Origin of the sequence: Achromobacter marplatensis, from assembly GCF_049060505.1 — a bacterium.
Taxonomy (GTDB): domain Bacteria; phylum Pseudomonadota; class Gammaproteobacteria; order Burkholderiales; family Burkholderiaceae_B; genus Achromobacter; species Achromobacter marplatensis_A.
The window spans coordinates 441594-467142 of record NZ_JBMGRB010000001.1 but is presented as its reverse complement, the minus strand read 5'-3'; the positions used below and the strand labels follow the sequence as shown (position 1 = coordinate 467142).

At 65.5% G+C, this 25549-nt stretch carries 22 protein-coding genes; 10 read left to right on the top strand and 12 right to left on the bottom strand.

From position 1 onward, the window contains the following. Nucleotides 1-58: 58 nt before the first annotated feature. Complete coding sequence (locus ACI0FO_RS02100) at nucleotides 59-2029, bottom strand: BCCT family transporter (RefSeq protein ID WP_416023772.1); 1971 nt, start codon at nucleotides 2027-2029, stop codon at nucleotides 59-61. 124 nt (nucleotides 2030-2153) lie between these two features. Between ACI0FO_RS02100 and ACI0FO_RS02095 the strand changes: the two genes are divergently transcribed. Next, nucleotides 2154-2534: a VOC family protein gene (locus tag ACI0FO_RS02095; RefSeq protein ID WP_416023770.1), complete on the top strand. Its 381-nt coding sequence runs from the start codon at nucleotides 2154-2156 to the stop codon at nucleotides 2532-2534. Here the strand turns inward: ACI0FO_RS02095 and ACI0FO_RS02090 are convergent. Further along, nucleotides 2531-3154, bottom strand: coding sequence for a TetR/AcrR family transcriptional regulator (locus tag ACI0FO_RS02090; RefSeq protein ID WP_416023768.1), 624 nt, complete (start codon nucleotides 3152-3154; stop codon nucleotides 2531-2533). The genes ACI0FO_RS02095 and ACI0FO_RS02090 overlap by 4 nt on opposite strands. A gap of 154 nt (nucleotides 3155-3308) precedes the next feature. Between ACI0FO_RS02090 and ACI0FO_RS02085 the strand changes: the two genes are divergently transcribed. Genes ACI0FO_RS02085 through ACI0FO_RS02075 form a run of 3 tightly spaced genes read left to right on the top strand, consistent with a single transcriptional unit; the run spans nucleotide 3309 to nucleotide 9108 of the window. Beyond that, nucleotides 3309-4472 (top strand): efflux RND transporter periplasmic adaptor subunit, encoded by a 1164-nt coding sequence (locus ACI0FO_RS02085; RefSeq protein ID WP_416024537.1) that lies wholly within the window; start codon nucleotides 3309-3311, stop codon nucleotides 4470-4472. After that, nucleotides 4469-7633, top strand: a complete 3165-nt coding sequence (locus tag ACI0FO_RS02080; protein ID WP_416023766.1) for an efflux RND transporter permease subunit — start codon at nucleotides 4469-4471, stop codon at nucleotides 7631-7633. The genes ACI0FO_RS02085 and ACI0FO_RS02080 overlap by 4 nt, the downstream gene beginning before the upstream one ends. 2 nt (nucleotides 7634-7635) lie before the next feature. Further along, a complete protein-coding gene (locus tag ACI0FO_RS02075) occupies nucleotides 7636-9108 on the top strand; it encodes an efflux transporter outer membrane subunit (RefSeq protein ID WP_416024535.1) in 1473 nt (490 codons plus the stop codon). A 40-nt stretch (nucleotides 9109-9148) separates the two neighbouring features. Here ACI0FO_RS02075 and ACI0FO_RS02070 read toward each other — a convergent pair whose 3' ends face one another. Then, on the bottom strand, nucleotides 9149-9337 hold the full coding sequence (locus tag ACI0FO_RS02070; protein WP_416023764.1) for a hypothetical protein: 189 nt from the start codon (nucleotides 9335-9337) through the stop codon (nucleotides 9149-9151). Nucleotides 9338-9394: 57 nt separating this feature from the next. Here ACI0FO_RS02070 and ACI0FO_RS02065 point away from each other — a divergent pair, with 57 nt between their 5' ends. Together ACI0FO_RS02065 and ACI0FO_RS02060 are read left to right on the top strand one after the other, a co-directional pair. Next, nucleotides 9395-10531, top strand: coding sequence for a C45 family autoproteolytic acyltransferase/hydolase (locus ACI0FO_RS02065; RefSeq protein ID WP_416023762.1), 1137 nt, complete (start codon nucleotides 9395-9397; stop codon nucleotides 10529-10531). A gap of 35 nt (nucleotides 10532-10566) precedes the next feature. After that, complete coding sequence (locus tag ACI0FO_RS02060; RefSeq protein WP_416023761.1) at nucleotides 10567-12129, top strand: ABC transporter substrate-binding protein; 1563 nt, start codon at nucleotides 10567-10569, stop codon at nucleotides 12127-12129. 104 nt (nucleotides 12130-12233) lie between these two features. Here the strand turns inward: ACI0FO_RS02060 and ACI0FO_RS02055 are convergent, their stop codons facing one another. The 8 genes from ACI0FO_RS02055 to ytfE form a co-directional block, all read right to left on the bottom strand. Then, complete coding sequence (locus ACI0FO_RS02055) at nucleotides 12234-13790, bottom strand: ABC transporter substrate-binding protein (protein ID WP_416023759.1); 1557 nt, start codon at nucleotides 13788-13790, stop codon at nucleotides 12234-12236. A 192-nt stretch (nucleotides 13791-13982) separates the two neighbouring features. Then, nucleotides 13983-14603 carry a GntR family transcriptional regulator gene (locus ACI0FO_RS02050; protein ID WP_416023757.1) on the bottom strand — a complete coding sequence of 207 codons (621 nt, stop codon included), beginning with the start codon at nucleotides 14601-14603 and terminating at the stop codon, nucleotides 13983-13985. A gap of 81 nt (nucleotides 14604-14684) precedes the next feature. Beyond that, nucleotides 14685-16340 carry an ABC transporter ATP-binding protein gene (locus ACI0FO_RS02045; RefSeq protein ID WP_416023755.1) on the bottom strand — a complete coding sequence of 552 codons (1656 nt, stop codon included), beginning with the start codon at nucleotides 16338-16340 and terminating at the stop codon, nucleotides 14685-14687. Then, the gene (locus tag ACI0FO_RS02040) at nucleotides 16337-17158 is read right to left on the bottom strand and encodes an ABC transporter permease (RefSeq protein WP_105555188.1); all 822 of its coding nucleotides are present in this window, start codon (nucleotides 17156-17158) and stop codon (nucleotides 16337-16339) included. Before ACI0FO_RS02040 ends, ACI0FO_RS02045 begins: the two co-directional genes overlap by 4 nt. After that, nucleotides 17155-18099 (bottom strand): ABC transporter permease, encoded by a 945-nt coding sequence (locus ACI0FO_RS02035; RefSeq protein ID WP_006223711.1) that lies wholly within the window; start codon nucleotides 18097-18099, stop codon nucleotides 17155-17157. Before ACI0FO_RS02035 ends, ACI0FO_RS02040 begins: the two co-directional genes overlap by 4 nt. Nucleotides 18100-18157: 58 nt before the next feature. Next, nucleotides 18158-19027, bottom strand: coding sequence for an alpha/beta hydrolase (locus ACI0FO_RS02030; RefSeq protein ID WP_416023752.1), 870 nt, complete (start codon nucleotides 19025-19027; stop codon nucleotides 18158-18160). Nucleotides 19028-19241: 214 nt separating this feature from the next. Further along, nucleotides 19242-20159: a DUF808 domain-containing protein gene (locus tag ACI0FO_RS02025; RefSeq protein WP_416023750.1), complete on the bottom strand. Its 918-nt coding sequence runs from the start codon at nucleotides 20157-20159 to the stop codon at nucleotides 19242-19244. Between the two features lie 78 nt (nucleotides 20160-20237). Then, complete coding sequence (ytfE, locus tag ACI0FO_RS02020) at nucleotides 20238-20933, bottom strand: iron-sulfur cluster repair protein YtfE (protein ID WP_416023749.1); 696 nt, start codon at nucleotides 20931-20933, stop codon at nucleotides 20238-20240. Between the two features lie 152 nt (nucleotides 20934-21085). Between ytfE and norR the strand changes: the two genes are divergently transcribed. Next, nucleotides 21086-22612, top strand: coding sequence for a nitric oxide reductase transcriptional regulator NorR (gene norR / locus ACI0FO_RS02015; RefSeq protein WP_416023747.1), 1527 nt, complete (start codon nucleotides 21086-21088; stop codon nucleotides 22610-22612). Between the two features lie 70 nt (nucleotides 22613-22682). Here norR and ACI0FO_RS02010 read toward each other — a convergent pair whose 3' ends face one another. Then, complete coding sequence (locus ACI0FO_RS02010; RefSeq protein ID WP_416023745.1) at nucleotides 22683-23039, bottom strand: gamma-glutamylcyclotransferase family protein; 357 nt, start codon at nucleotides 23037-23039, stop codon at nucleotides 22683-22685. 171 nt (nucleotides 23040-23210) lie between these two features. Here ACI0FO_RS02010 and ACI0FO_RS02005 point away from each other — a divergent pair, with 171 nt between their 5' ends. From ACI0FO_RS02005 to ACI0FO_RS01995, 3 genes are all read left to right on the top strand, one after another. Beyond that, the gene (locus ACI0FO_RS02005; protein WP_146120995.1) at nucleotides 23211-23846 is read left to right on the top strand and encodes an STN domain-containing protein; all 636 of its coding nucleotides are present in this window, start codon (nucleotides 23211-23213) and stop codon (nucleotides 23844-23846) included. Next, complete coding sequence (locus ACI0FO_RS02000; RefSeq protein ID WP_416023743.1) at nucleotides 23843-24358, top strand: RNA polymerase sigma factor; 516 nt, start codon at nucleotides 23843-23845, stop codon at nucleotides 24356-24358. The genes ACI0FO_RS02005 and ACI0FO_RS02000 overlap by 4 nt, the downstream gene beginning before the upstream one ends. A gap of 103 nt (nucleotides 24359-24461) precedes the next feature. After that, on the top strand, nucleotides 24462-25442 hold the full coding sequence (locus ACI0FO_RS01995) for a FecR family protein (RefSeq protein WP_416023741.1): 981 nt from the start codon (nucleotides 24462-24464) through the stop codon (nucleotides 25440-25442). Nucleotides 25443-25549: the final 107 nt, after the last annotated feature.

Here is a 25549-nt window from a genome sequence, read left to right as displayed (position 1 = left end):
TATGGACGAAAAAAACCGCCGGAGTCCGGCGGTTTTTGAAAGGGCAACGCGCAGTGCGCTAGGTCCGAACCATGTGCAGATAGTGACGATGGCGCTCGTATTGATCCAGGATGTCGCCGATGACGGCGTCCCGGCTCCAACCCATGATGTCGTAATCCTGCCCGCCTTCACGCAGGTGGACTTCCGCGCGGAAGTACTTGCGTTCATCCTCGTCGGCGGCCTCTTCCGGCGTCAGGCTGGGGCGCACGAAGGCCTCGGGCTGCACGGCATACGAGAAATCCAGGTGTTCGCCATGGGACACCTCCAGGACGGCGCTGCCGTCGCTGTCGTTTTCCCGGACCTCGACGGCATAGCCCTGCTTGCGCAGTTCGTCGGCCACGTCATCCAGCGCCGGGCGCACGACGTCGCTGATGAAGCGCTGCACGTGGGCGCGCCGCGGCATCATCACCATGTTGCGCAGGCGGCGTTCCCAGGACTGCCCGCCGCGTGCCGGACGCGACAAGGTCAACGACTGATACCGGATGCCACGCTTGGTGGCGTCCAGCTTCAGCGCCTTGAACAACCCCCACACCGCCAGCAGCAAGATGATGGAGAACGGCAACGCGCTGGCGATCGTGGCCGTCTGCAATGCGGTCAGGCCATCAGCCAGCAGCAGCGCGATAGCCACCGCCCCCATCAGCAGCGACCAGAAGATGCGCTGCCATACCGGCGTGCGGTCCGACCCGCCAGAGGCCAGCAAGTCCACCACCAGCGCCCCCGAGTCGGCCGACGTGACGAAGAACACCGCCACCATCACAATCGCGACGATGGACAGCACGCCACTCCAGGGCAGGTGTTCCAGGAAGGCGAACAGGGCCAGCGATGAGTCGGCCTCTACCACTTCCGCGAAGCCCTGCACCTTGTCGACCAGAATCATATGGATGGCCGTATCGCCAAACACCGTCATCCAGAACAGGGTGAAGCCGGCGGGCACCAGCAAGACGCCGGTCACGAATTCGCGGATGGTGCGGCCGCGCGAGATGCGTGCGATGAAAAGGCCCACGAACGGCGACCACGCAATCCACCAGCCCCAATAGAACAGCGTCCAGCCGCCGATCCAGTCGGTGGGTTCATAGGCGTATAGGTTGAAGGTCTTGTTGACGATGTCGGAAAGGTACGCGCCCGTGTTCTGCACAAAAGTCTGGAGCAGGAACACGGTGGGGCCGACGATCAGCACGAACAGCAGCAGCACCGCCGCCAGCACCAGGTTGGTCTCGGACAGGATGCGGATACCTTTGTCCAGGCCGCTGGCGACAGAGATGGTGGCCAAGCCGCAAGTAATGATGATCAGGATGATCTGCGTGGTCACGCCCACGGGAATGCCGAACAGGTGGTTCAGCCCGCTGTTGATCTGGGCCACGCCCAGCCCCAGCGAGGTGGCCACGCCCAGCACGGTGCCGATGATGGCGAAGATGTCGACGGCGTGGCCGATGGGGCCGTGGATGCGGTTGCCGATCAGCGGATACAACGCCGAGCGCAGCGTCAGCGGCAGCCCGTGGCGATAGCTGAAGAACGCCAGGATCAGCGCCACCACCGCGTAGATGGCCCAGGCGTGCAGGCCCCAATGGAAGAACGTGATCTTCATGGCTTCGCGCGCGGCGATGGCGGTCGCGCCCTCGCCAACCGGCGGCGACATGAAGTGCATCACCGGTTCCGCCACCCCGAAGAACATCAGCCCGATGCCCATGCCTGCGGAAAACAGCATCGCGAACCAGGTGAAATTGCGGTAGTCCGGTTCGCTGTGGTCCGGGCCCAGCTTGATGTCGCCGTATCGGCTGACCGCCAGGAACACCACGGCAAGCAGGATGATGGCCACGACCAGGATGTAGAACCAGCTGGCGTTGCCCAGGATCCAGCTTTGCACGGATTCAAAGAGGCTTTGCGCGGACTTGGGCGCAAGGATCGCGAATCCGACCAGCAGCAGCGTGAAGATGGCCGCCGGAAAAAACACGGGCCGATTGATCGTGGATGGTCGGGTTTCTGAAGTCATGCTGCCGCTCCTTTCGCCCGAGGGTTGGAAAAACCGGCGCAGGCCCCCTCAGTCTGGCTGCACGCCGCTGGTATTACTATCACGGCCAGCGTAAAGCTGACAATCTGAAATAACGGAGAAGCGCATGATCGATCATCTGGACCATCTGGTCCTGACCTGCACCGACCCCGACGCCACCGTGGATTTTTACACCCGGATCCTGGGCATGCGCCTGGAGACTTTCGGGGCGGGCCGCCAGGCGCTGCGCTTCGGCAACCAGAAAATCAACCTGCACGTGCGCGGCCACGAGTTCGAACCCAAGGCGCACTTGCCCGTGCCGGGCGCGCTGGACTTGTGTTTTATCGCCGATCGGCCGCTGGACGAGGTGATCGCCCGGTTGAACCAGGCCGGCGCCACGATCATCGAAGGCCCGGTGCCACGCACTGGCGCCACCGGCAAGATCCGTTCGGTGTATCTGCGCGATCCGGACCTGAATTTGATCGAAATATCAGAGTTACAGGGCTAAATGGATTGCGTGTCGCCAAAGACCACGCGACGGAAGAATCCCGCCAGCACGGCTTCGGTCATTTCCAGCGTGACGCCCTGCGGATCGAAGGCGTAGCTGAACTGCATGCCGTCCGACAGGGCCAACAGCCCCACGGCCAACTGTTCGGCCGGCATCGGCAGCGGCGTGCCCACGTGCGCGGAAAACTGGCGGACGTATTCCGTGGTGGCGGCGCGCAGTTCGCGCAGGCAATCCGTGAAACCGACCCGGAACTCCGGGTCGCGCGCCGCCTGCAGCTTGCCTTCCATCCAGAGCAGGAAACAGTCGTTTTCACGGTGGTGCGTACTGTAGTACTCAAGCACGCGAGCTTCCATTTGCGGGCGCGATTCGCCGTCTTCGAAGATGGCGCGCATGTCGGCCATCACTTTTTCGTGGTCGCGCCTGAGCAACTGCAGGAAAAGTTCGGACTTGCTGCCGAAATTGGAATAAAAGGCCCCGCGCGTGTACCCCGCCAATTCGGCGATATCCTCGACGCTGGCGGCCACGAAGCCCTTGCTGAGAAAGACCGATTGCGCCGCGTCGAACAGGCGCTGGCGCGTCTGGTCTCGGCTTTGCTCACGGGTAAGGCGGATTTTTGACATGGCGCGAGTTTAGCACTGGCCGCCCATTCAAATACAGTCTTGTATCCGAATTCATAGTTGCATTAGAATCCAGGCCGTATCGAGTTTGACTCGCCCTCTTTTGCCCCGTTTCCGCGCCGCGAGGTGTTTCGTGAATTGTCCTGACCCTTGCGCGATGCCTGCCGCGCACGACCTTGCCACCGCCCCGGCATTGCCCTCTTCCCCTTCGCGCCGCCGGACGCGCCGACTGACCTTGCCGGCCGTCCTGGCGCTGGCCGCGGCGCTGTCGGGCTGCGGCCGCAACGAAGCGCCTCCTCCCACGCCGCGCCCCGTGGTCGCCATGCCGGTGCAGGCCGATGAGCGCCTGCCGGCCTGGACGCTTCCGGGCGAAGTGCAGGCCCGCTACAGCACGCCGTTGTCGTTCCGCGTGGCCGGCAAGATCATCGAACGCCATGTCAGGTTGGGCGACACCGTTACGCCCGGCCAAATCGTGGCCAAGCTGGACCCGGCCGATGCCGCCAAGAACGCGGCGGCCGCGAAGGCCCAATTGTCGGCCGCCCAGCATCAACTGGACTATGCGCGCCAGCAATTGGACCGGGACCGCGCCCAGTCGCGTGAAAACCTGATTGCCGCGACCCAGCTGGAACAGACCCGCAACGCATACGCCTCGGCGCTGGCGCAGCGGGACCAGGCCGCACAGCAGGCGGCGCTATCGGCCGATCAGCTGAAATACACGTCCCTGCAAGCCGACCACGCGGGCGTCATTACCGCGGAACAGGCAGACACCGGCCAGAACGTGGCCGCGGGTACGCCCGTCTACCAATTGGCTTGGTCTGGCGACATCGACGCCATCTGCGACGTGCCCGAAAGCGTGCTGGCCGCGCTGGCGGTTGGCCAGCGCGCCAATGTCACGCTGGGCCCGCTGCCCGGCAAGACCTTTACCGCCACCTTGCGCGAGATCGCCCCCGCAGCCGATCCGCAAAGCCGCACCTACCGAGTCAAGCTCACGCTGGATTCCCCATCGCCCGACGTCCGTTTGGGCATGACCGCCAACATCAGCTTCGACAACCGCGGCGTGGACAACCAGACGACCTATACCGTGCCGGCCACCGCGCTATTCCATGATGGCAAGCAACCCGCGGTGTGGGTGGTCAAGCCACAAGAAGACACGCTGGAACTGCGCCGCGTGCAAGTGCTGCGTTACGACGCGCGTTCGGTCACGCTGTCTGGCGGCGTCAAGGTAGGCGAGCGCCTGGTCTGGCAGGGCGTGCACACCGTTTCGGCGGGCGAGCGCGTCCGCGCGGTGCCGCCGCTGCATCCCGAGGATTTTGCGTCATGAGCGCGCCGGACCGCGAGGCTGGCCACAGCCACGAAGAAGGCAAGTTCAACCTGTCGGCCTGGGCGCTGCGCCACCAGCCGCTGGTGATCTTCATCATTACGCTGGTGACGCTGTTCGGCGTGCTGTCGTATTCCAAGCTGGCGCAATCCGAAGACCCGCCTTTCACCTTCCGCGTCATGGTCATCAAGACCCTATGGCCGGGCGCGACGGCGCAACAAGTGCAGGAACAGGTCACCGACCGCATTGGCAAGAAGCTTCAAGAGACCGCCAACACGGACTTCCTGCGCAGCTACTCGCGCCCCGGCGAATCGCTGATCTTCTACACCATGAAGGATTCGGCGCCGGCCAGCATGGTGGCCGATCAGTGGTATCAGGTGCGCAAGAAAGTCGGCGACATCCAGGCCACTTTGCCCCAGGGCGTGCAGGGTCCGTTCTTCAACGACGAGTTCGGCGACGTCTACACCAATATCTATACCCTGCACGGCGACGGCTTCCCGCCCGCGCAACTGCATGACTATGCGGACACGCTGCGCACCGTGCTGCTGCGCGTGCCGGGGGTTGCCAAGGTCGACTACTTTGCCGACCAGGCCGAACACGTCTACATCGAAATCTCGAACACGCAGCTGACGCGGCTGGGCGTATCGCCGCAACAGATCGCCCAGGCGATCAACACGCAGAACGCGGTGGCCAGCGCCGGCACGCTGACGACCGCCGACGACCGCATCTTCGTGCGCCCCACCGGCCAGTTCGAGAACAGCCGCGCGCTGGCGGATACGCTGATCCGCGTGAACGGCAAGTCGATCCGGCTGGGCGACATCGCCACGATCCATCGCGGCTACGACGACCCGCCCATCGAACAGATGCGCGCGGGCGGCAACCCCGTGCTGGGGATCGGCATCACCATGCAGCCCGGGCAGGACGTGGTGCGGCTAGGCAAATCGCTGGACGCGACGTTCGAAAAGTTGAAGGCCCAGCTGCCGGCCGGCTTGACGCTGACCGAGGTGTCCAGCATGCCCCAGGCGGTGTCGCATTCCGTCGACGACTTCTTGCGATCGGTGGCGGAAGCCGTCGCCATCGTTCTGATCGTCAGCCTGGTATCGCTGGGCTTGCGCACGGGCATGGTCGTGGTGATTTCGATTCCGGTGGTGCTGGCGGTCACGGCCCTGTTCATGGATGTATTCGGCATTGGGCTGCACAAAGTGTCGCTGGGCACACTGGTGCTGGCGCTGGGCCTGCTGGTGGACGACGCCATCATCGCCGTGGAAATGATGTCGGTGAAACTGGAACAAGGCTGGAGCCGCGCCCGCGCGGCGGCCTATGCCTACACCAGCACAGCCTTCCCCATGCTGACCGGCACGCTGGTCACGGTGGCGGGCTTTTTGCCGATCGCGCTGGCCAAGTCCAGCACCGGCGAATACACGCGGTCGATCTTCCAGGTGTCCGCCATTGCGCTGATCACCTCTTGGTTCGCCGCCGTGGTGCTGATCCCGCTGCTGGGGTATCGCCTGCTGCCCGAACGCAAACGCGAATCCCACTTGCCGCACGATCACGAACACGACATCTACAACACCCGCTTCTACCAGCGCCTGCGCGGCTGGGTGGCGTGGTGCGTGGACCGGCGCTATTGGGTGCTGGCGGCGACCGTGCTGATCTTCGTCGTGTCGATGGCGGGCTTCAAGCTGGTACCGCAACAGTTCTTTCCCAGTTCGGACCGCACCGAATTGCTGGTGGACGTGCGCTTGCAGGAAGGCGCGTCGTTTGCCGCCACCCTGCGCCAGGTGGAACGGCTGGAAAAGGCCCTGGATGGCCGGCCCGAAATCGACCATTCGGTCAGTTTCGTCGGCACGGGCGCACCGCGCTTCTACCTGCCGCTTGACCAGCAACTGGCCACGCCCAACTTCGCCCAGTTGGTCATCACCGCCCATTCCGTGGAAGACCGGGAAAAACTGGCGCAATGGCTGACGCCGATGTTGCGCCAGGAATTCCCCGCCATCCGCACCCGGCTGTCGCGCCTGGAAAACGGGCCGCCCGTGGGCTACCCGGTGCAGTTCCGAGTCAGCGGCGACAAGATCTCCGACGTGCGCGCCGTGGCCGAAAAGGTTGCCGCCGAAGTTCGCGCGGACAGCAGCTCCGTGAACGTGCAGTTCGATTGGGACGAGCCGTCGGAACGTTCCGTGCGCTTCGAGATCGACCAGCAGAAGGCGCGCGAGCTGGGCATCAGTTCAAGCGACATTTCCGACTTCCTGGCCATGACCCTGTCGGGCTACAACGTGACGCAATACCGCGAACGCGACAAGCTGATCAACGTCAGCCTGCGGGCACCGCGCGACGAACGCGTCGACCCCGCCCGCCTGGCTACGCTGGCCATGCCCACACCCAACGGCCCCGTGCCGCTGGGCAGCCTGGGACAGGTGCGCTATGACCTGGAATACGGTGTGATCTGGGAACGCGACCGCCAACCCACCATCACGGTGCAGGCCGACGTGGCCAGCGGATCGCAAGGCATCGACGTCACGCACGCCATCGACAAGAAGCTGGACGCGATCCGGGCCGAGCTGCCCGTCGGGTACCGCATTGAAGTCGGCGGCCCGGTCGAGGAAAGCGCCAAGGGCCAGTCGTCCATCAATGCGCAGATGCCGCTGATGGCAGTGGCCGTACTGACCCTGCTGATGGTGCAACTGCAGAGTTTCGCGCGGGTGCTGATGGTGGTGCTGACCGCGCCCCTGGGCCTGATCGGCGTGGTCGCCGCGCTGCTGCTGTTCGGCAAGCCCTTCGGTTTCGTCGCCATGCTGGGCGTGATCGCCATGTTTGGCATCATCATGCGCAACTCGGTGATCCTGGTCGACCAGATCGAGCAAGACATCCTGAACGGACACAAGCGTGTGGACGCGATCGTCGGCGCCACGGTGCGGCGCTTCCGCCCCATTGTGCTGACGGCCGCCGCGGCGGTGCTGGCCCTGATCCCGCTGCTGCGCAGCAACTTCTTCGGCCCCATGGCGACGGCGTTGATGGGCGGCATCACCAGCGCCACCGTGCTGACGCTGTTCTTCCTGCCCGCGTTGTATGCGGCCTGGTTCCGCGTGCGCCACGACGAACGCGACGAACCGGAAGGCGTGCCGCCCGGCGCCAACGCCGCCGACACGCTGCAACGAGGAACCTGATGATGATGAACCTTCGCCTCCGTTCGGCCAGACTGCCGCTGGCGCTGCCGCTGATTCTGGTGCTGAGCGCCTGCGCCTTTGCCCCCGACAGCAAGCCGCCCGCGGTGACGCCGCCCGCGCAGTACGGCGTGGAAGCCACGCCCGCTGCCGGCGCCACCGCCCAGGGCGTGGCGCAACGTTTCGAACAAGGTGCGCGCCCGGTGCCAGAGTGGTGGAAACGCTATGGTTCCCCCGCGCTGGACGCGCTGGTGGAAGAAGGCCTGGCCAACAGCCCCAACCTGGCCGCCGCTGAACGCAACCTGGCCGGCGCGCGCGAGCAACTGCGCGCGCAAGTCAATTCGTCCTTGCTGCCATCGGTGGATGCCGGCGTAAGCGCCACGCGCAATCGCGCGCTGACGATGCCGAACCTGCCCGAGCCCACGGCGCTGTACAACGTCTTCACCGGACAGATCCAGGCCACCTACGACCTGGATTTGTTCGGCGCCGCGCGCTTCGCCAACGCCTCGCTGGCGGCGCAAGTCGAACAGCAGGCGTTCCAGCTGGAATCCGCGCGCCGGTCCCTGGCAGGCAATATCGTCACCGGCGCCATCACGTCCGCCTCGCTGGCCGAGCGTGTGGCGCTGACGGAAAAGCAGGTGGTGCTGCTGCGCCAGGTGGCGCGCGATACGCAGCGCCGCTACGAACTGGGATCGGCATCGCAGAACGATGCGCTGGACGCCGACCAGGATGCCGCCACGCTGGAAGCCTCGCTGCCCGGCCTGCGCGCGCAATGGCACGCCACCCGGCACGCGCTGGCCGTGCTGCTGGGCCGCAGCCCCGATCAGGCCCCGGACGATCTGGCATTCGGCACGCTGGCGGTGCCGCCGCAGGTGCCGGTGGTGGTGCCGTCGGAACTGCTGGCGTCGCGGCCGGATATCCTGGTGGCCGATGCCGTGGTGCAAGCCGCCGCGGCCGACGTAGGCGTGGCCACCGCGCAGCTGTTTCCCAGCCTGTCGCTATCGGCGTCCATGGGCAAAGGCGGCTTCAGTTGGCCGTCGGCGCTGTCGGGCGCCGGGCCGATCTGGGCCATCGGGGCATCGCTGACGCAGCCCATCTTCCATGGTGGCGCGCTGCTGGCCGAACGCCGCGCCGCCCAGGAACGCTATCAAGCCGCCGTGCTGCAATACAAGCAGACCGTGCTGACCGCATTCCAGGATGTGGCCGATACGCTGTCGCGCCTGGACGCCGACGGCCAGGCGCTGGCGTCAGCCGAGGCATCGCGGCGCGCGGCCGAGCAGTCCTATCGCAATACGGCAAGCCGGGTGCGGCTGGGCGCGCTGGCGCCGTATACGGAATACGCGGCCGAACAGCACTACGTGGCTGCGCGGCTGCGCGAACTGGAATACGCGAATGCGCGCCTGACCGAAACCGCGGCGCTGTTCCAGGCCATGGGATCACCCACGCGGGCACCTGAGACCGCCGCCAGGCAACCCTGACGCGACCCGCTGCGTTTGACTTTAGACAGGCCCCTGCCGCCTACGGCGCGGGGGCCTGTTCTTTCATGCGCGCGGCCAGGGCCAACGATTCGATGCGGCGGGCGGCGGACTGCAGCAGCGCCGTCGTCTTGTCCTGCGCAATCGTGTTCAGCCGGGTCGCCAGGAAGGTGACGGTCAGCGCGCTACTGGGTAAACCCTGAGCAATATTGGCGCCAAAATAAGCTAACATTTTTGCAGATTTGAATCCCCTTCCGACCCCACGGCGCGCGTCGCCGCTTACCCGTCCATGACCCAGATCACCCAATTCCCCTTCGTATCGGTTTCCGGCACGCCCGAAGCCCGTGGCCGCGCTTATGGCCAGCAAGCCGCCAACCGTGTGCGCAAAAGCGCGGCCATGTACGGCCAGACCCTGGTCGACCTGGGCTACGACGCCATGGCGCGTACCGAACTCATCGCCCATTTCGCGCGTGAGATCGAGGACTTCGCCCCGCACTACCTCGAAGAAATGCGCGGCATCGCCGCAGGCGCCGACGTGTCGTTCGAAGACATCGTCATGGTGAACGCCCGCACCGAAGTCGTCGCCAAGGCGCGCGCCGAAAAGAAAAAAGCGGCTGAACTGGAACCCGGCGACGGCTGCACCGGCGCGTTGATCCTGCCCACCCGCTCGGCCAACGGCAACCTGATCCACGGCCAGAATTGGGACTGGCGCGCCGAATGCGCCGAAACCGCCGTCGTGCTGCGCGTGCGCAACGACAACGGCCCCGACATCCTGACGTTCGTGGAAGCCGGCGGCCTGGCGCGCAGCGGCCTGAACAGCGCAGGCGTGTCCATCACCGCGAACTATCTGGAATCCGACCGCGACTTCCGCCAGCTGGGCGTGCCGCTGTCGCTGATCCGCCGCAAGGTGCTGGAACAGCAGCATTTCGCGCTGGCCATCAAGGCCGTCGCCACCACGCCCAAGTCGTGCTCCAACAACATCATGATCGGCATGGCTGCCGGCTTTGGCGTCGACTACGAATGCACCACGGATGAAGCCTTCCCGATCTACCCGGGCGCCGACGACCTGATCGTGCACGCCAACCACTGGGTCAGCGAAGTGGCGCTTGGCAAGCTGCGCGACACCGGCCGTGCCAGCACACCGGAAAGCGCCTACCGCGACTGGCGCGTGCGCCGCCTGCTGAACGAAAAGACGGAACTGACGCGCGACGACTTGAAGCGCGCGCTGTTCGACGACTTCGGTTCGCCCTACTCCGTTTGCCGCCCGCCGCGCCCCGGCAGCCACGACAATTTGTCGGCCACGGTCGCCATGGTCGTGATGGAACCCGCCGCCGGCCTGATGGAAGTGGCACCGCTGCCGGCGCTTAACCGCACGTTCACCCGCTACAGCCTGACCGCAGAACCTGAACTGCTGGCCGCCGCCTGACCGGCAACGCGTCCGCGCAACCCGAGGAAATATCAATGAAGATTCATTGTCTGCGCGCCGCGGTTGCGCTGGCGCTTGCCGGCCTGGCCGGCACGGCGGTCGCGCAATCGGCGCCGCCGCTGCGTATTTCGCTGACGGCCGACATCCGCTCCACCGAGCCCGGCGTCAACCGCGACAGCAACAGCGACGCGGTCGTGCTGCACATCGTTGAAGGCCTGGTGGCCTACGGCGAGGACGCCGAAGTGCGCCCACTGCTGGCCAAATCGGTCGACATCAGTCCCGATGGCAAGACTTATACGTTCAAGCTGCGCGACGGCATCAAGTTTCACAACGGCAAACCGATGACATCGGCCGACGTGCTGTGGACCTGGCAGCACTACACCGCCGCCAATTCCGGCTGGCGCTGCGCCAGCGAATTCGACGGCCGCGGCACGGTGAAGGTCACCGGCGTGGAAGCGCCCGATGCGCAGACGGTGGTGTATCACCTGGAAAAGCCTACCAGCCTGTTTCTGGCGTCGCTGGCCCGCACCGATTGCGGCGGCACCGGCATCCTGTCCAGGGATTCGGTCGGCGCGGACGGCGCCTGGATCAAGCCCATTGGCACCGGCCCGTTCGAATTGGCTGAATGGAAGCGCGGCGAGTATATCCGCCTGACCAAGTTCGCCGGCTATTCGAACCTGGATGGCAAGCGCGACGGCTATACCGGGTCGAAGCGCCCGCTGGTGGACGAAGCCCGCTTCATGATCGTACCGGACGATTCCACCGCCAAGGCCGCTTTGCAGCGCGGCAACATCGACATCATTGAAGACGTGTCCAACAACGACGTTCCCGTGCTGCAAGGCACGCCGAATGTGAAGGTGGCCTATGCGCCGGTGATGAGCATGACGGCACTGCTGCTGCAGACCAAGGACCCGGTGCTGTCCAGCCCCAAGATGCGCCAGGCCTTGGCCCACGCCATCGACTACAAGCAATTGGCCGCGGCCGTGACCGAAGGCCTGGCCCAGCCCAACAATTCCATTGTGCCGCTGGTGTCGCCCTACCATGATGCGGTCCAGAAGCAAGGCTGGAATTACGATCCGGCGCAGGCGCAGAAGCTGTTGAAGGAAGCGGGCTACAAGGGCCAGGCGCTATCGATCCTGACCACCAAACGCTACCCGCAGTCGTATAACTCGGCCGTGATCGTGCAGGCGATGCTGCAGTCGGTGGGCATCAACGCGCAATTGTCGGTGGTGGAGTGGGCGACGCAGCTGGACCGCTATAACGCGGGTACTTACCAGATGATGACGTTCCCGTATTCAGCGCGCCTGGACGCGGCGCTGAACTACGAGATGGTGACGGGCGACAAGGCCAAGCAACCGCGCAAGATCTGGGATAACCCGGAGGCCGCGAAGCTGGTGGCGGCGGCGTCCGTCGATACGGACCATGCCAAACGGCAGGCGGCGTTCGATCAACTGCATCGGTTGTTCTTGGAGGATGTGCCTAGCATTCCGCTTTATAACGGGCTGGATATCGGGGCTTACCGGAGCAGCATCAAGGGGTATCAACCTTGGGCGGTGAAAAAGCCGCGTGCATGGGAAGTGGAGCGGGTTGCTCAGTGAGCGCGCGCTGTATTAAGTAGGCCGCCGAATTGCGGCCGCGCGGGCGGCCACAATCGGCATACATGGTTCGGGGCGTCGTGGCGATGCTTGCTTCGCACGCCGGCCTATTTTCCTTCTACCACTTTGGTTTCCCACACGCGGGGCTTGCCTTCCCAGACCGAGAAGCCCTGGACGCGCTTGCCGACGGCCCAAGCGTCCGCGCCGTTGTACAGCATCAGCATCGGCGTCTGTTCCAGCATCAGCGCGTGCAACTGATCGAAGAGTGCCTGGCGCTTGGCCGGGTCGGATTCCAGGAAGCTCTCGTCGATCAGCTTTTGCGCGGCGGGGTCGTCCCAGACCTTGCGCGGCTGCTTGGCCTTGTCGCCGGCAAACTGCTCGAAACTGAGCGACGGGTCCAGCCGGGACGAAAACGAGAACGAGCTGACCTGATACTTGCCGGTGTTGTAGCGGTCCAGCTGCGTGGCCCACTCCAGCACTTCGATCTTGGCGTTGATGCCGACCGACTGCATCATGGCCTGGGCGATCACGGCCACCTGATAGCTGGGTACGTGGGCGCGCTTGTTGGCATAAATAACAATGGGTTCGCCCTTGTAGCCCGCTTCCTTCAGCAGTTGCTGCGCGCGCGCCGGGTCGTACTGGTAGCTGCGCTTTTCGGCGTCCTTGTAGTAGGCCGATCCCGCGTAGACCGCCGAGTTGTTCAACCGGCCCAGCCCCTCAGACGCGGCGGCGACCACTTGCGGGATATCCAGCGCGGCGGCGATCGCCTGGCGCACCTTCACATTCTTCAGCACCGGGTCCTGGGTCTGAAACAACAGCACATGCTTGACGGCATCGTGCGGGCTGAAAACCGTCAGGTTCTTGGCGCTTTTCAGTTCGCCTACATCGGTGTTGGTGATCTGGCTGGCGTCGATGGCGCCGGACATCAGGCCGGCCTTGGACGTAGACGGATCCGGCACCACCAGGAACTTCACCTCGTCCACCAGCGGGCGTTTGGAACCGACGTAGCCGTCTGGCTTATCGCCGTCGGGCGACGTGTAGTCCTTGAATGCGGACAGCAAGGTGTATTCGCCGCGCTTCCAGTCCTTGAACATGTAGGGGCCCGTGCCCACGGGCTTGATCCACGAGCCGTCGGCGGCGACCGAATCTTTCGAAATAATGGCGGTCATGCCGCAATCGGTGCGGGCCAGCGAATCCAGGAACACCGCCGACTTGCGGTCCACCTTCATCACCACGGTCTTCGCGTCGGGCGCGGACACGTCGGTGACTTTCAGGCCATTGCGGCCGTCGAAATCGCTGCGGCAGCGCCAATCCGTCTTCGGATCCATGTAGCGCTGCCAGCTCCAGATCACGTCGGCCGACGTGAGCGTGGCGCCGTTGTGGAACTTGACGCCGTCGCGCAGCGTGAAGGTATAGGCGAGGCCATCCGGCGACAGCTCCACCGACTTGGCCAGCAGCGGGCCGACCGTTCCGTCCTCGCGGTAGCCGACCAGGCCTTCGACGATGTTGAGCACCACGCCGTCGGTGGTGTTATCGCGGTTCACGCCAGGGTTGGTCGACCGGATGTCCGCCGGTTGCGCCACGGTCAGCACGGCGGCGTGGACGGGGACGGCGGCAAGCGCCACGGAGAGCGCAAGCGCCCTGGGAACAAAGTGGTGGTGCATGGAAAAGACTCCCCGGCGTGTGGCGCAAAATTCACGCATATATTGGCGCCAAAATAATCTGCTAATTATGGAGAGTCGGCGTTGGTGCGCCATCGGGGGTATCCCTGAAACGCCCGCCAGAAACACTGCGGCAGCCCCCTTTTCAGGCGGGCCGCCGCATGGGCGAAGCGCAATCGGGCAAGCGGCGCCGCGTCAGGAAATATCTTGGCCCACGTGCTGGGCGATGATCTTCTGCAGCCGCTTCACGTCGCGCGCCTCCAGCGCGTCGACCATGTCGAAATGCTCTCGCGCCGAGATCTCGATGCGTGAACGGGTGACCCATTCCTTGGCGGGCGCGGCGGGTCCCCGCGCGCGGGTTTCCTGGATCAACGCCGCCAGTTCGCGATTGCTGCACAGGTCGTACATGCCTGCGTGAAACGCCAGATTGACCTCGTATTGCTCCAACAGGGTGCCGTCATGCAGCAGCTTGGCGAAACGTTCGGCCAAGGTGCGCAGCGCACGCACCTTGGCCGCCGTGACGTTGGGCATCAAGTCGGCCGCCGCCCCGGTTTCCAGCAAGATGCGGATGTCGCGGATCTGCAGATGCTGGTCCGGGTCCATCGCATAGACGTGATAGCCCCGGTTCGGAATGTGCGCAATCAGCCGCTTGGCGGCCAATTGGTCTAACGCCCGCCGGACGTCCAGACGCTTGGCGTCGTAGCGTTCTTGCAGGTCGATCTGTTTCAACCAGGCGCCGGGACCATACACACCCGACTGAATATCATGGGCAATACGGTCAACCAGGCCGGGTTGTGCCGCCGCCGCTTTCGGCATGGACCACTCCCGTCAATCAATTCCAAAACGCGTATTTTAGGCATAACTTCCTGCGGCGATAGCAGGGAGTTCCCCCTGCCCTCACGCAATCGCCCGCACGGGCTCTTGCCCGTCCAACCGCCAGCGCAGGCGCACGCCGCCGGTGTCGGTGGATTCCAGCGCCGGGATCGCCGACAGCAGGCTGCGCGTGTAGTCTTCCCGAGGCTGGTCGAACACCGCGTCGCGCGAGCCCTGTTCGACAATGCCGCCGTCGCGCATCACCACTACCCGGTCCGCCACCTGCTCGACCACGCCCAGGTCGTGGCTGATGAACAAACACGAAAAGCCGTGCCGTTCCTGCAGATCGGCGAACAGATCCAGCACCTGCGCCCGCACGGTCACGTCCAGGGCGGAAACGGGTTCATCGGCGATCACGAACGCTGGCCGGCGCACGATGGCGCGGGCGATGGCCACGCGCTGGCGTTGGCCGCCCGACATTTCGTGCGGAAAGCGCGTGGCGTACTCCGACCCCAGGCCCACCTCCGCCAACACCTCGTCGACCCGACGGCGCTTGTCCGCCGAAGACATGTTGTCCAGCATGCGCAGGCCTTCGCCTACCAGTTGGCCGATGGTCATGCGGGGGTCCAGCGACGAATACGGGTCCTGGAACACCATCTGGCAATTCAAGCGGTAGTCGCGCCAGGCCGCCGAGCGCCGGTTCACCGGCTGGTTGCGGAACAGGATCTGGCCGGACGTGGGCGCCAGCAGACCCGCGATCGCCCGGCCCAGCGTCGTCTTGCCCGAACCCGATCCGCCCACGACCGCCACGACCTCTCGCGGCTGAACGTGCAGGTCGATGCCGTTCAAGGCGCGCTTGGCGCCCGTGCGGGAAAACAGCCGCTGATGGCCGGCGTAATCCACCACCAGGTTCTTGACCTCGACGATGGGCGCCTCCGGCGCCAGCTTGCGGGCCGGCAGCCGGCGGGGCATCGCGTCCAGCAGCTTGCGCGTGTAGGGATGCTGCGGCCGCGCGAGGATGCCGGCGGTCGTGCCGGTTTCCAGCACCTTGCCGTGCTGCATCACCACCATGCGCTCGGTGTAGCGCGCCACCATCGGCAGGTCATGGCTGATCATCAGCACCGCCGTGTGGTGTTCGCGCGTCAGGTCCACCATCAGTTCCAGCACGTCGCGCTGCACCACCGCGTCCAGGGCGGTGGTGGGCTCGTCGGCGATCAGCAGCGCCGGCTCCAGCAGCATCACCGAGGCCAGCATCATGCGTTGACGCATGCCGCCCGAGAACTCGTGCGGCCAGGCGTCCATCGCCCCCTTGGGGTCGCGGATGCCCACGCGGCGCAGCATTTCAAGGATGCGTTCGCGGCGCTGCGCCGTGGACAAGGACTTGCGGTGCAGTTTCAGGCCTTCGTCCAGTTGGCGGCCGATCGGCATGGACGGGTTCAGCGACGTCATCGGCTCCTGGAAGACCATGCCGATGCGCGCCCCGCGCAGCTTGCGCAGCACGGCCGGCTCGGCCTTCGTCACGTCGACGCCCTCGAACACAATGGCCCCGCCCGCGACCACCAGCGGCGCCGGCGTCAGGCCCATGATGGCGCGCGCCGCCTGGGTCTTGCCGCTGCCGGATTCGCCGACGATGCCGACCATTTCGCCCGGCGCGACCTCGAAAGACACGCCGCTGACGATCTCGCGGCCGCCGGCGCCCACGGTCAGGGTCAGGTTCGATACCGCTACCAGTGCGCTCATTGCACGCCCCTCATGCGGGGGTCAAGGCGGTCTCGCACCGCGTCGCCCAGCAGGTTGATCCCCAGCAGCGCCAGCGCAATGGCCAGGCCGGGAAGAATGGAAAGGTAGGACGCCTGCGCCATGAACGGACGCGCGGCGGCCAGCATGTTGCCCCAGGTCGGCGCGGGCGGCGGCACGCCCAAGCCCAGGAAGGACAGCGCGCTTTCCGCCAGGATCACCCAGCCGAACATGGACGTGGCCAGCACGGTCAACGGCGCGACGCAGTTGGGCAGCACATGCCGGAACATGGTGTAGAGCTCTGAATTGCCCAGCACCCGGGACGATTCGATGAACTCTTTTTCGCGCAACGACAGCACCGTGCCCCGCACGATGCGCGTCACCGACGGCGTGTAGGCCAGGCCCAACGCCAGGATGATGCCGTACTTGTTGGCGCCCACCACGGCCAGCAGCCCCAGCGCCAGCAACAGGCCCGGGAAGGCCAGCAGCGCATTGTTGAAGGCCATGATGATGCGGTCGGTCCAACCGCGCACGAAACCGGTCAAAGTGCCGATGGCGGTGCCCGCCACGATGGCGAACGTGACGGTCAGCAGGCTGATCCAGACGCTGCTTGCGGCCCCGGCCAACAAGCGCGACAGTTCATCGCGGCCGAATTCGTCGGTGCCCAGCAGGAAGTCGCCGCCCGGCGGCTTGAGCCGCGCGACGAAGTTGATCTTGAGCGGGTCATGCGGCGTCCAGAAAGCGCCCATGACCGCCGCGACGATCATCGCCCCGACGATCACGCCGCCCAGGAGCGCGTTAGCTGCGATTCGCTTTTTCATTCGGCGGTCACTCTCGGGTCGAAGATGGGATAGCAAAGGTCGATCAGCAGATTCACGATCACGTAGACGACGCCCACGAACAGCAGGCAGCCCTGAATCACCGGGTAGTCGCGCGCGAAAATCGAGTCCACCAGCAGGCGGCCCAGTCCGGGAATGGTGAACACCGTTTCCACCACCGCGATGCCGCCCAGCAGATTACCCAGCACCAGGCCGATCAGTGTCCAGGTGGGGCCGAAGGCGTTGCGGAACGCGTGGCGCATCAGCACGGCCGACTCGGACAGGCCCTTGGCCCGCGCATGGGTGATGTAGTCCAGCCGCAGCACTTCCAGCGTGCTGGCGCGCGCCATGCGCATCAACACCCCGATTTCGTGCAGGAACAGCGTCAGGATGGGCATGGCCAGGTACAGCAGGCCCGCCTTCCAGTCTTCACCGATGGACACGTAGCCCACCACCGGCAGCCATTGCAGCTTCAGGCCGAAGAAGATCAGCAGCAGCAAGCCCAGCCAGAAGGTCGGGATGGACACCAGCAGGGTCGCCGAACCGACCAGGAACAGGTCGGGCCATTTGTTCTGCTTCCAGGCCGCGATCATGCCGGCGGGCACGGCCACCAGCGCGGCAAACAGCACCGCCACCAGCACCACGCGCCCGCTGATCAGGAAGCGGTCCCACACCAGCGGCAGCACAGGCTGCCCGGTGTTGATGGACGATCCCAGATCGCCGTGCAGCATGTTGCCGAACCAGATGCCGAACTGGGTCAGCCAGGTCTGGTCCAGCCCCAGGCGCGCACGCAGATCCGCCAGCGCGGCCGGCGTGGCCAGATCGCCCAACAGCAGTTGGGCGGGATCACCCGGAATCAACCGGATCATCACGAACACCGCCACCGCCACGATCAGCAGGGTCGGCACCGCCATGACAATTCGGGATAGCGCAAAACGCAGCATGGCCCTCTCCTAGTCCTGAACGCCGCGCGGCTGCGCGACGCGTCCGCGTCCGGCGATATCAATGATCAACATGTCGCAACTTGCGCAGCGCGCGCGCCAGGAAGTCCTGCACCTGGCCCACGCACTTCAGCCCGTCGTGCGGCACGTTCTCCACCAGGTCCAGTTCCGCTTTCACGCCCTGGGCTTCAAAAGAACGCCGCAACGCCTCCAGGCGCTCGGGGCGTGTCTTGCCGGCGTCGTTGGCGCCCGGCATAAAGAACTTGCCGCCTTCGCGGTGAGTGATTTCCCACGTTTCCAGGTCGGCCTTGCCCACGATCATGTGAACGGCGACCTGCTTAAGCGCCTCGATGTCGACGCCCTTGCCGAAACGGGCCTCGACGTCGCGCACGCCCACCCACCAGTCCTGGCTGGGGTCCAGCAGCGTGACCGAGCCCGGCGCGCCGATCGACACGGCCCACAAGCTTTCCGGATGCAGGTAGGCGAAACGGTTGACGAACTGGCCGCCGCCCGAATAGCCGAACAGGCCGAACTTTTTGAAATCGCGGCCGAATTTCTCGCCGACTTCCGCCACCATGTCCAGCAGGATCTGGTCGTACCGGATATCGCCCTCGCGCAGTTGCTTGAAGCCGTCGCGGTTGCCGTCGCCCAGCGGACCCACGGGGAACAGCGGGCACAGCACGATGCAGTCGTTCCAGCGCGCGAACTCGGCGAACGCGTCGCGGTATTCCACGAAAGCGCGGCCGGTGCCGTGCATGATCACCACCAGTTCCATCGGATGTTTGGCGGTGTCGATGTGCGGCGGCACATACATGCAGTAGGAAAAGCGCGGGTCGGTGCGGGCTGCGAAGACCGTGCTGTGGCCCAGGTCGTATATGGCCCGCGCGCGGGCGGCGTCGGGCTGGATGGCGGGAGCTGCGTTGGACTGCATGATTTCCTCGTTTCCATGGCCGCGGGCGGGCACATGGTCTATCCGGTGGGCAAAATAATGATCACATAAATTGGCGCCAATTTTAGGCGTAGGTGTTTCCGCCCAACAAGGCAGGGGATTCCCTAGGGCCAACAAGCCCAGGCCGGATAGGCCGGCCGTTGTTTCAATCTGGGGGAAGTATTGGGGCGCCGCGCGGATGCGACGCCCTGCCGCGTCAGCCTTTCTTGAACAGCCGCTTGACCACGCTGACCACGCCCAGCACCACGGCCCCGGCCACGATGCCGAACAGGGCGTTAAGCAAGGTGGACGTCAACGCGTGCACCACGGCGCCCCCGCCCACCGCGGCGGCGGCGTGCTCCACGGCGGCGTGCACCGGCGCAATGCCATGGGTCAGGATCGCGCCGCCCACCATGAACATGGCCGCGGTGCCCACCACCGACAGCGTCTTCATCAGATAGGGTGCCGCGCCCACGATGCGCTTGCCCAGCCAGGCCATGGCCTGCGACCGCTTCTGGCTCAGGTACAGGCCCAGGTCATCCAGTTTGACGATGCCGGCCACCAGGCCATAGACGCCTACCGTCATGGCGACGGCGATGACCGACAGCACCATCACCTGGCGCGTGAAGTCGGCGGTCGCCACCGCGTCCAGGCTGATGACGATGATCTCGGCGGACAGGATGAAGTCGGTCCGCACCGCGCCTTTGATCTTGTCGCGTTCGAACGCGACCATGTCGACGGACGCGTTCTGCAGCGCTTCGGCGCGCGCGGCGTGATTGCCTTCGACCGACTCGCCATGCGGCAGGAACTTATGGGCCAGCTTCTCCACGCCTTCGAAGCACAGAAAGGCGCCGCCCAGCATCAGCAGCGGCGTCACCGCCCATGGCAGGAAGGTGCTGATCAAGAGCGCCGCCGGCACCAAGATCAGCTTGTTGATGAAGGAACCCCGGGCCACCGCCCACACGACGGGCAGTTCCCGGTTGACCGGCACGCCGGCCACCTGCTGCGCGTTCAGCGCCAGGTCGTCGCCCAGCACGCCGGCCGTTTTCTTGGCCGCGACTTTGGTCATGACGGAGACATCATCCAGAATCGTGGCGATGTCGTCGAACAATGCGAAAAAACTGCTGCCGGCCATCAAGCATCCCCTGAGCCTTAAGGTGACCCGAGTTTACAGGCGGCACGGCCCGTTCGGCTGCAACACGGTTGGCCGTTTTCATTCCTTTTGTGTCGGGATCGGGCTGGGCGGTACCCGCCCCCCGGCGTCGTCGAACAGGATGTTGTTTTCCAGATGGATATGCGCCATCAGGTCTTCCTTGAACGTGCGGATGCCCAGATACAACGCGCGCCAGGTATTGCATGCGGCGCGCGGCAAGGTAAGGTCGTTCGTCAGCGCCAGCAGGCGTTCCAAGGCCACGCCATGGTCGTCGTGTTCCATGCGCATCACCATGATGGGCATGGTCGCCATCGCTCCGTGGCCGCGCGCCAGCATCGGAAACAGCACCTGCTCTTCCTTCTGCATATGGCTTTCCAGTTCCTGGTGCATCGTGCGCAGGTGGTCGGCCAGGCCGGTCGGACAATCCGGGCTGTCGGCGTGCACTTGTTCCACCTTCAATGCCAGCCGGATCAGCTCGGGCAACTGCTGGCGGTGCACGTCGTGATAGCGCGCCAGGATGTGGTCGATCAGTTCGGCGGCCGATGCCAGGCCCCAATCCTTCTCCTGGGGCGGGTTGCGCGACAGCGCGATCAGGCGCGCTTCGATCTGCGCCGGGTCCAGCGACCGCTGCGCCGCCGCTTCGCCCAGGCTTTTCTTGCCGCCACAGCAAAAATCCAGTTCGTATTCGTGGAACACCTGCGTGGCGCCCGGAATGCTGCGGGCCAATTGACCCAGGGATTGCTCAACCATGCTCATCGCGTCTCTCCAGTGATCTTGACGGTACCGGAGTAAGAGCGAAAACCATGCCAGGAAAACGTTGCGTTAAATCAAAGACTTGCAAAACTTAGGGTAGATAACACCGTCGCAACCTGGGGTTTTAATCACCCCGCGACGGTAAAATCAACCCCATGCAAAACCTCCTGCTTGCCGACCTGGTAGCCGACCTGCCGCCCGCCATCCGCCTGCAACGGTTGGTCTCCAGCCTGCGCGCGCATTTCCGGTGCGGTGCCGTCGCCTTGCTTCAGCAGGAAGAGGATCACCTGCGCCCCATCGCGGTCGACGGCCTGACCCGGGACGCGCTGGGCCGGCGTTTCGCCGTGCACCAGCACCCGCGCCTGGCCGCCATCCTGGCTCGCCGCGGCGTCACCTGCTTCCATCATGACAGCACCCTGCCCGATCCCTATGACGGCCTGATCAACGGCATGGCCGGCGAACCGCTGCCCGTACACGACTGCATGGGCACCAGCCTGCATGTTGAAGGCCAGCCCTGGGGCGTACTGACGCTGGATGCGCTGGAAGTCGGCACCTTCGACGCCGAAGCCCAGTCGGAACTGCGTGACGCCATCGTGCTGGTCGAGGCCGCGCTGCGCACCACCCGGCTGGAAACCGAGATCCGCGCCCTGCGCGACGCCCGCGGCCCCGCCCCCGTCGACAACGTGGCCACGGACCGCTACGAAATCCTGGGAAACAGCGCCCCCCTTGTCCGCCTGCTGCATGAAATCGACGTGGTGGCGGATTCCGATCTGCCAATCCTGCTGCTGGGCGAAACCGGCGTCGGCAAGGAGTTGTTCGCGCACCGCGTGCATCGTCTGTCGCGTCGCGGCGGCAAGCCGCTAGTGCATGTGAACTGCGCCGCCCTGCCGGAATCCCTGGCCGAAAGTGAATTGTTCGGCCACGCCAAAGGCGCGTTCTCCGGCGCGGTCACCGACCGGCCCGGCCGCTTCGAAGCGGCCAACGGCGGCACCCTGTTCCTGGACGAGGTCGGCGAACTGCCGTTGTTGGTGCAGGCCAAGCTGCTGCGCGCCTTGCAGAACGGCGAAATCCAGCGCCTGGGCGACGACCGCCCCCGCACCGTGGACGTGCGCATCGTCGCCGCCACCAACCGCAGTTTGCGAGATCGGGTGCAAGCCGGGGATTTCCGCGCCGACCTCTATCACCGCCTGTCCGTCTACCCGGTGCCGATCCCGCCGCTGCGCGAGCGCGGCAACGACATCCTGCTGCTGGCCGGCCGCTACCTGGAACTGAACCGGGCGCGGCTAGGCCTGCGCAGCTTGCGGCTGTCCGAAGAGGCCGAAGAAATGCTGCGCCGCTATTCCTGGCCAGGCAACGTGCGCGAACTGGAACACGTCATCAGCCGTGCCGCCATCAAGGCGGTCAGTCACGGCGCCGACCGCAACGACATCGTGACGCTGGAAACCGGGCTGCTGGACGTGTCCGACCACGACGCGCCCATGCCCGCCCCGGACCTTGGGCCCGACGATGGGCCTGCCGCCGGCATCCCGTCATTGCGCGACACGGTGGACGCCTGCCAACGCCAGGCGATCCGCCGGGCGCTGCACACGCACCAGGGCAGTTGGGCCCACGCCGCGCGCGCGCTGGACGTCGACCCCAGCAACCTGCATAAGCTGGCGCGGCGCCTGGGCCTGAAGCCCTAGCGCCCGGTGATCTAAACAGAAAGGCCGCGGGGCGGCCCCTGAAAGCGGCATCCCGCAGCGGGAATGGGGATCAAGCCTTGATGTACACCCAGGCGTGCACGCCGGATTTCAGCAGCACCGACACGCGCTTGTAGTCGGCGACTTCATAGCTGTCGGCCGCGCGCAGTTCGTCCTGGGTGATTTCGAACACCGTGCCCGGGACTTCGTCTTTAGGGTCGTAGCTGGCATACACGATCGGGTGCTGCGCCTTGCCGCTGGTCTTCAAGACCTCGGGGTCGGTAATGTCCACCCAGTGCTGGACATAACCCGTCATCGCATCGGGCCGCCCAGTCAATTCGCGGCCGAAAGTGGCCAGTTGCACCGTTTTGTCCTGCAGCGTTCCATAAGAGAAAAGCAGGATCGACGTTTCGTGGGAGTCATGCACCATCGTGTCCTTTAGGAGAAACCCCAGGAAAACGACTTTACACCAGCGTGTCCGAGCTTCATTGAAAGGACATCCCGGCGCAACAAAAGTTTAATCTTCGACGATTACCATGGCCGCTCTTTCGCTGCCTCACGGCGGTCTGCGTTGGATTTTCTTCTGAGGCACTTGCGCAACATGGTCGCCACCCTGGCCGTCGGCGCCGCCGTTGCCGCGTCACTCCCCGTGAACGCCGCCCCGCAGGCGGCCACTCCGGAGTATGTCTTCGACTGGCCGCGCCAGCCGTTGCACGACGCCTTGCAGCAGTATGGCGAACTGACGGGCGATTCCGTCCTTTACGACACGGGGCAGGCGGCCGGCAAGACCGCCCCCGCGCTGACCGGCCGCTACACCGCTCGCGAAGCGCTGACGCGGCTACTGGCCGGAACGGACCTTCAGGCGCATTACACGGCGCCCCGGGCATTGATGCTGATGCCCCGATTGCGCACGCCGGCCGCCCCCCCGCCGCCCGCCTCGCGCGCGGATCGCCAGCAATACTATGGCCGCCTGCAGAGCCGGGTGCTGGCCGCCCTGTGCGCCCGGCCCGCCCTGCGCACCGGCGACTACCGGGTGGCGTTGCGCGTAAGCCTGGACCCGGCCCACGCGCTGTCCGACGTGAAGGTGCACGCCACCGGCCACCCTGACATGGAACCGGCGATCCGGGACGCGCTAAGCGGCGTGCCCATCGGCGCCCCGCCGGCCGGCTTCGGGCTTCCCGCCACCCTGTTGATCACGCCCGAGGCCGCGCGCCGCTACGGCGGCTGCGCGCCATGAGCGGAAACGGCCTGGCCGCGCTGCGGCGTCTTATCGTCGACCGCTACGACGCCATCAAGCATCAGGTGGCCCGCCGGCTAGGCGGCGCGTCCGATCTGGCGGGCGACGCGCTGCATGACGCCTACCTGCGCTTGTCCGTGCGGGACGACCTGGATGCCGTGCGCCATCCGCAATCCTATCTGGTCAATACCGCCGTGCACGTGGCCATCGACCGCATCCGGCAAGACGTGCGGCTGCTGAGCGAAAGCGAAGTCAGCGAATTCTTCGACGTGGCGGATGCCAGCCCCGGGCCGGCCGAGGTGGTGCAGTCGCGCTCGGACCTGACCCGGATGTTCCAGGTGCTGGATGCGCTGACGCCGCGCCAGCGGGACATCCTGCTTGCCGCGCGCGTCGAAGGGCTGTCGCGGTCGGACCTGGCCAAACGCTGGGGTATCTCGGTGCGGCTGGTGGGGCGCGAACTACAGACCGCGCACGAGCACTGCGTCCGTGCGATGACGCCGACGGAGGAATAATTGAAAGAAAGTGTTTATTTCCGGCCGTCGGGGTTCCGTTCCTGCTGTTTGAAAACGTCTAAGTATCAGCACGGCAGATAAGGCCGCGCAAGCAAACGTCCCCATGAATTCCGACAGCCCCTCCGGCCCCCGTTCCGATTCCGCCCTTGAGCGCGAGGCCCATGCCTGGGTCCGCGTCTTGGCGACGGGCTCCCCTACCACGCAAGATGGCCGGGCCTTCAAGGCCTGGCGCGCGCAGAGCGCGGCTCATGAACGCGCCTGGGTGCAGGCGGCGCGCGCGTGGCGGGAGTTGGGGCAGATCACGCAAGCCTACGCCGCGAGCCGGCCCGCGCCGACGCCCAAGCGGCCAGCGCCCGCCGTCTCCGGCAGACGGTGGTTCCTGGCAGGCGGCGCCGGGGCCTTCGCCAGCCTGGCCACCGTCGGGCTATTGCGCCCCCCCTTCGGCCTCTGGCCGTCGTTGGCCGAAGCCCGCGCGGACTATCGCACCTTGACCGGCGAGCAACGCCGCATCGCCCTTGATGGCCAGCACGTGACGCTGGCGCTGAACACGCAAACCAGCGTCAACGTTTCAAGCGAGGGCATGCAAACCCGCATCGAGCTGGTCTCGGGCGAAGCGGCCATCCAGTCCACCGGAAGCCGGCCATGCGAGGTGCGGGCCGGCGCCGCCCGTCTGCGGCTGGCGTCTGGCGACATCGAAGTGCGGCGGCTGCACGGCGACCGCGTCCACGTGCGCTGCAACAGCGGCCAGGTGGAACTGGCGCATGCCAATGCCACGCTGCTGCTGCCAGCGGGTCAGCAACTGGGTTATGACGACGCCATGCTGGGCGCGCCTGCCGCCATTGCGCAAATCAGCTCGGACTGGCGCGCGGGCATCGTCAGCTTCCATGACCTGCCCCTCAACCTGGCCGTGGAAGAGATCAACCGCTACCGGCCGGGCCGCGTGGTGCTGATGAACGATGCGCTGGCCCGCCACCGCTTGAGCGCGCGCTATGAAGTGAAGAACCTGGATCAGGCCATCGCGCAGATCCGGCAGCTGTATGGCGCGTCCGTGCGGCGGGTGGGCGATGTCGTATTCCTGAGTTGATAAACGCGCTTGTCATAAAAAATTCACGCGGATTCCTGTACCGAGTCCCAAGGCGTCGTTCGACTAGATGAGTAAGCGGGCACGGTGGCCTAGTCACTGCCGCCCTT

Excerpts from the sequence above, each read along its gene's own strand:
- ACI0FO_RS02100 (WP_416023772.1), bottom strand. The coding sequence starts at position 2,029 with ATGACTTCAGAAACCCGACCATCCACGATCAATCGGCCCGTGTTTTTT.
- ACI0FO_RS02095 (WP_416023770.1), top strand. The coding sequence starts at position 2,154 with ATGATCGATCATCTGGACCATCTGGTCCTGACCTGCACCGACCCCGAC.
- ACI0FO_RS02090 (WP_416023768.1), bottom strand. The coding sequence starts at position 3,154 with ATGTCAAAAATCCGCCTTACCCGTGAGCAAAGCCGAGACCAGACGCGC.
- ACI0FO_RS02085 (WP_416024537.1), top strand. The coding sequence starts at position 3,309 with ATGCCTGCCGCGCACGACCTTGCCACCGCCCCGGCATTGCCCTCTTCC.
- ACI0FO_RS02080 (WP_416023766.1), top strand. The coding sequence starts at position 4,469 with ATGAGCGCGCCGGACCGCGAGGCTGGCCACAGCCACGAAGAAGGCAAG.
- ACI0FO_RS02075 (WP_416024535.1), top strand. The coding sequence starts at position 7,636 with ATGATGAACCTTCGCCTCCGTTCGGCCAGACTGCCGCTGGCGCTGCCG.
- ACI0FO_RS02070 (WP_416023764.1), bottom strand. The coding sequence starts at position 9,337 with ATGTTAGCTTATTTTGGCGCCAATATTGCTCAGGGTTTACCCAGTAGC.
- ACI0FO_RS02065 (WP_416023762.1), top strand. The coding sequence starts at position 9,395 with ATGACCCAGATCACCCAATTCCCCTTCGTATCGGTTTCCGGCACGCCC.
- ACI0FO_RS02060 (WP_416023761.1), top strand. The coding sequence starts at position 10,567 with ATGAAGATTCATTGTCTGCGCGCCGCGGTTGCGCTGGCGCTTGCCGGC.
- ACI0FO_RS02055 (WP_416023759.1), bottom strand. The coding sequence starts at position 13,790 with ATGCACCACCACTTTGTTCCCAGGGCGCTTGCGCTCTCCGTGGCGCTT.
- ACI0FO_RS02050 (WP_416023757.1), bottom strand. The coding sequence starts at position 14,603 with ATGCCGAAAGCGGCGGCGGCACAACCCGGCCTGGTTGACCGTATTGCC.
- ACI0FO_RS02045 (WP_416023755.1), bottom strand. The coding sequence starts at position 16,340 with ATGAGCGCACTGGTAGCGGTATCGAACCTGACCCTGACCGTGGGCGCC.
- ACI0FO_RS02040 (WP_105555188.1), bottom strand. The coding sequence starts at position 17,158 with ATGAAAAAGCGAATCGCAGCTAACGCGCTCCTGGGCGGCGTGATCGTC.
- ACI0FO_RS02035 (WP_006223711.1), bottom strand. The coding sequence starts at position 18,099 with ATGCTGCGTTTTGCGCTATCCCGAATTGTCATGGCGGTGCCGACCCTG.
- ACI0FO_RS02030 (WP_416023752.1), bottom strand. The coding sequence starts at position 19,027 with ATGCAGTCCAACGCAGCTCCCGCCATCCAGCCCGACGCCGCCCGCGCG.
- ACI0FO_RS02025 (WP_416023750.1), bottom strand. The coding sequence starts at position 20,159 with ATGGCCGGCAGCAGTTTTTTCGCATTGTTCGACGACATCGCCACGATT.
- ytfE (WP_416023749.1), bottom strand. The coding sequence starts at position 20,933 with ATGAGCATGGTTGAGCAATCCCTGGGTCAATTGGCCCGCAGCATTCCG.
- norR (WP_416023747.1), top strand. The coding sequence starts at position 21,086 with ATGCAAAACCTCCTGCTTGCCGACCTGGTAGCCGACCTGCCGCCCGCC.
- ACI0FO_RS02010 (WP_416023745.1), bottom strand. The coding sequence starts at position 23,039 with ATGGTGCATGACTCCCACGAAACGTCGATCCTGCTTTTCTCTTATGGA.
- ACI0FO_RS02005 (WP_146120995.1), top strand. The coding sequence starts at position 23,211 with ATGGTCGCCACCCTGGCCGTCGGCGCCGCCGTTGCCGCGTCACTCCCC.
- ACI0FO_RS02000 (WP_416023743.1), top strand. The coding sequence starts at position 23,843 with ATGAGCGGAAACGGCCTGGCCGCGCTGCGGCGTCTTATCGTCGACCGC.
- ACI0FO_RS01995 (WP_416023741.1), top strand. The coding sequence starts at position 24,462 with ATGAATTCCGACAGCCCCTCCGGCCCCCGTTCCGATTCCGCCCTTGAG.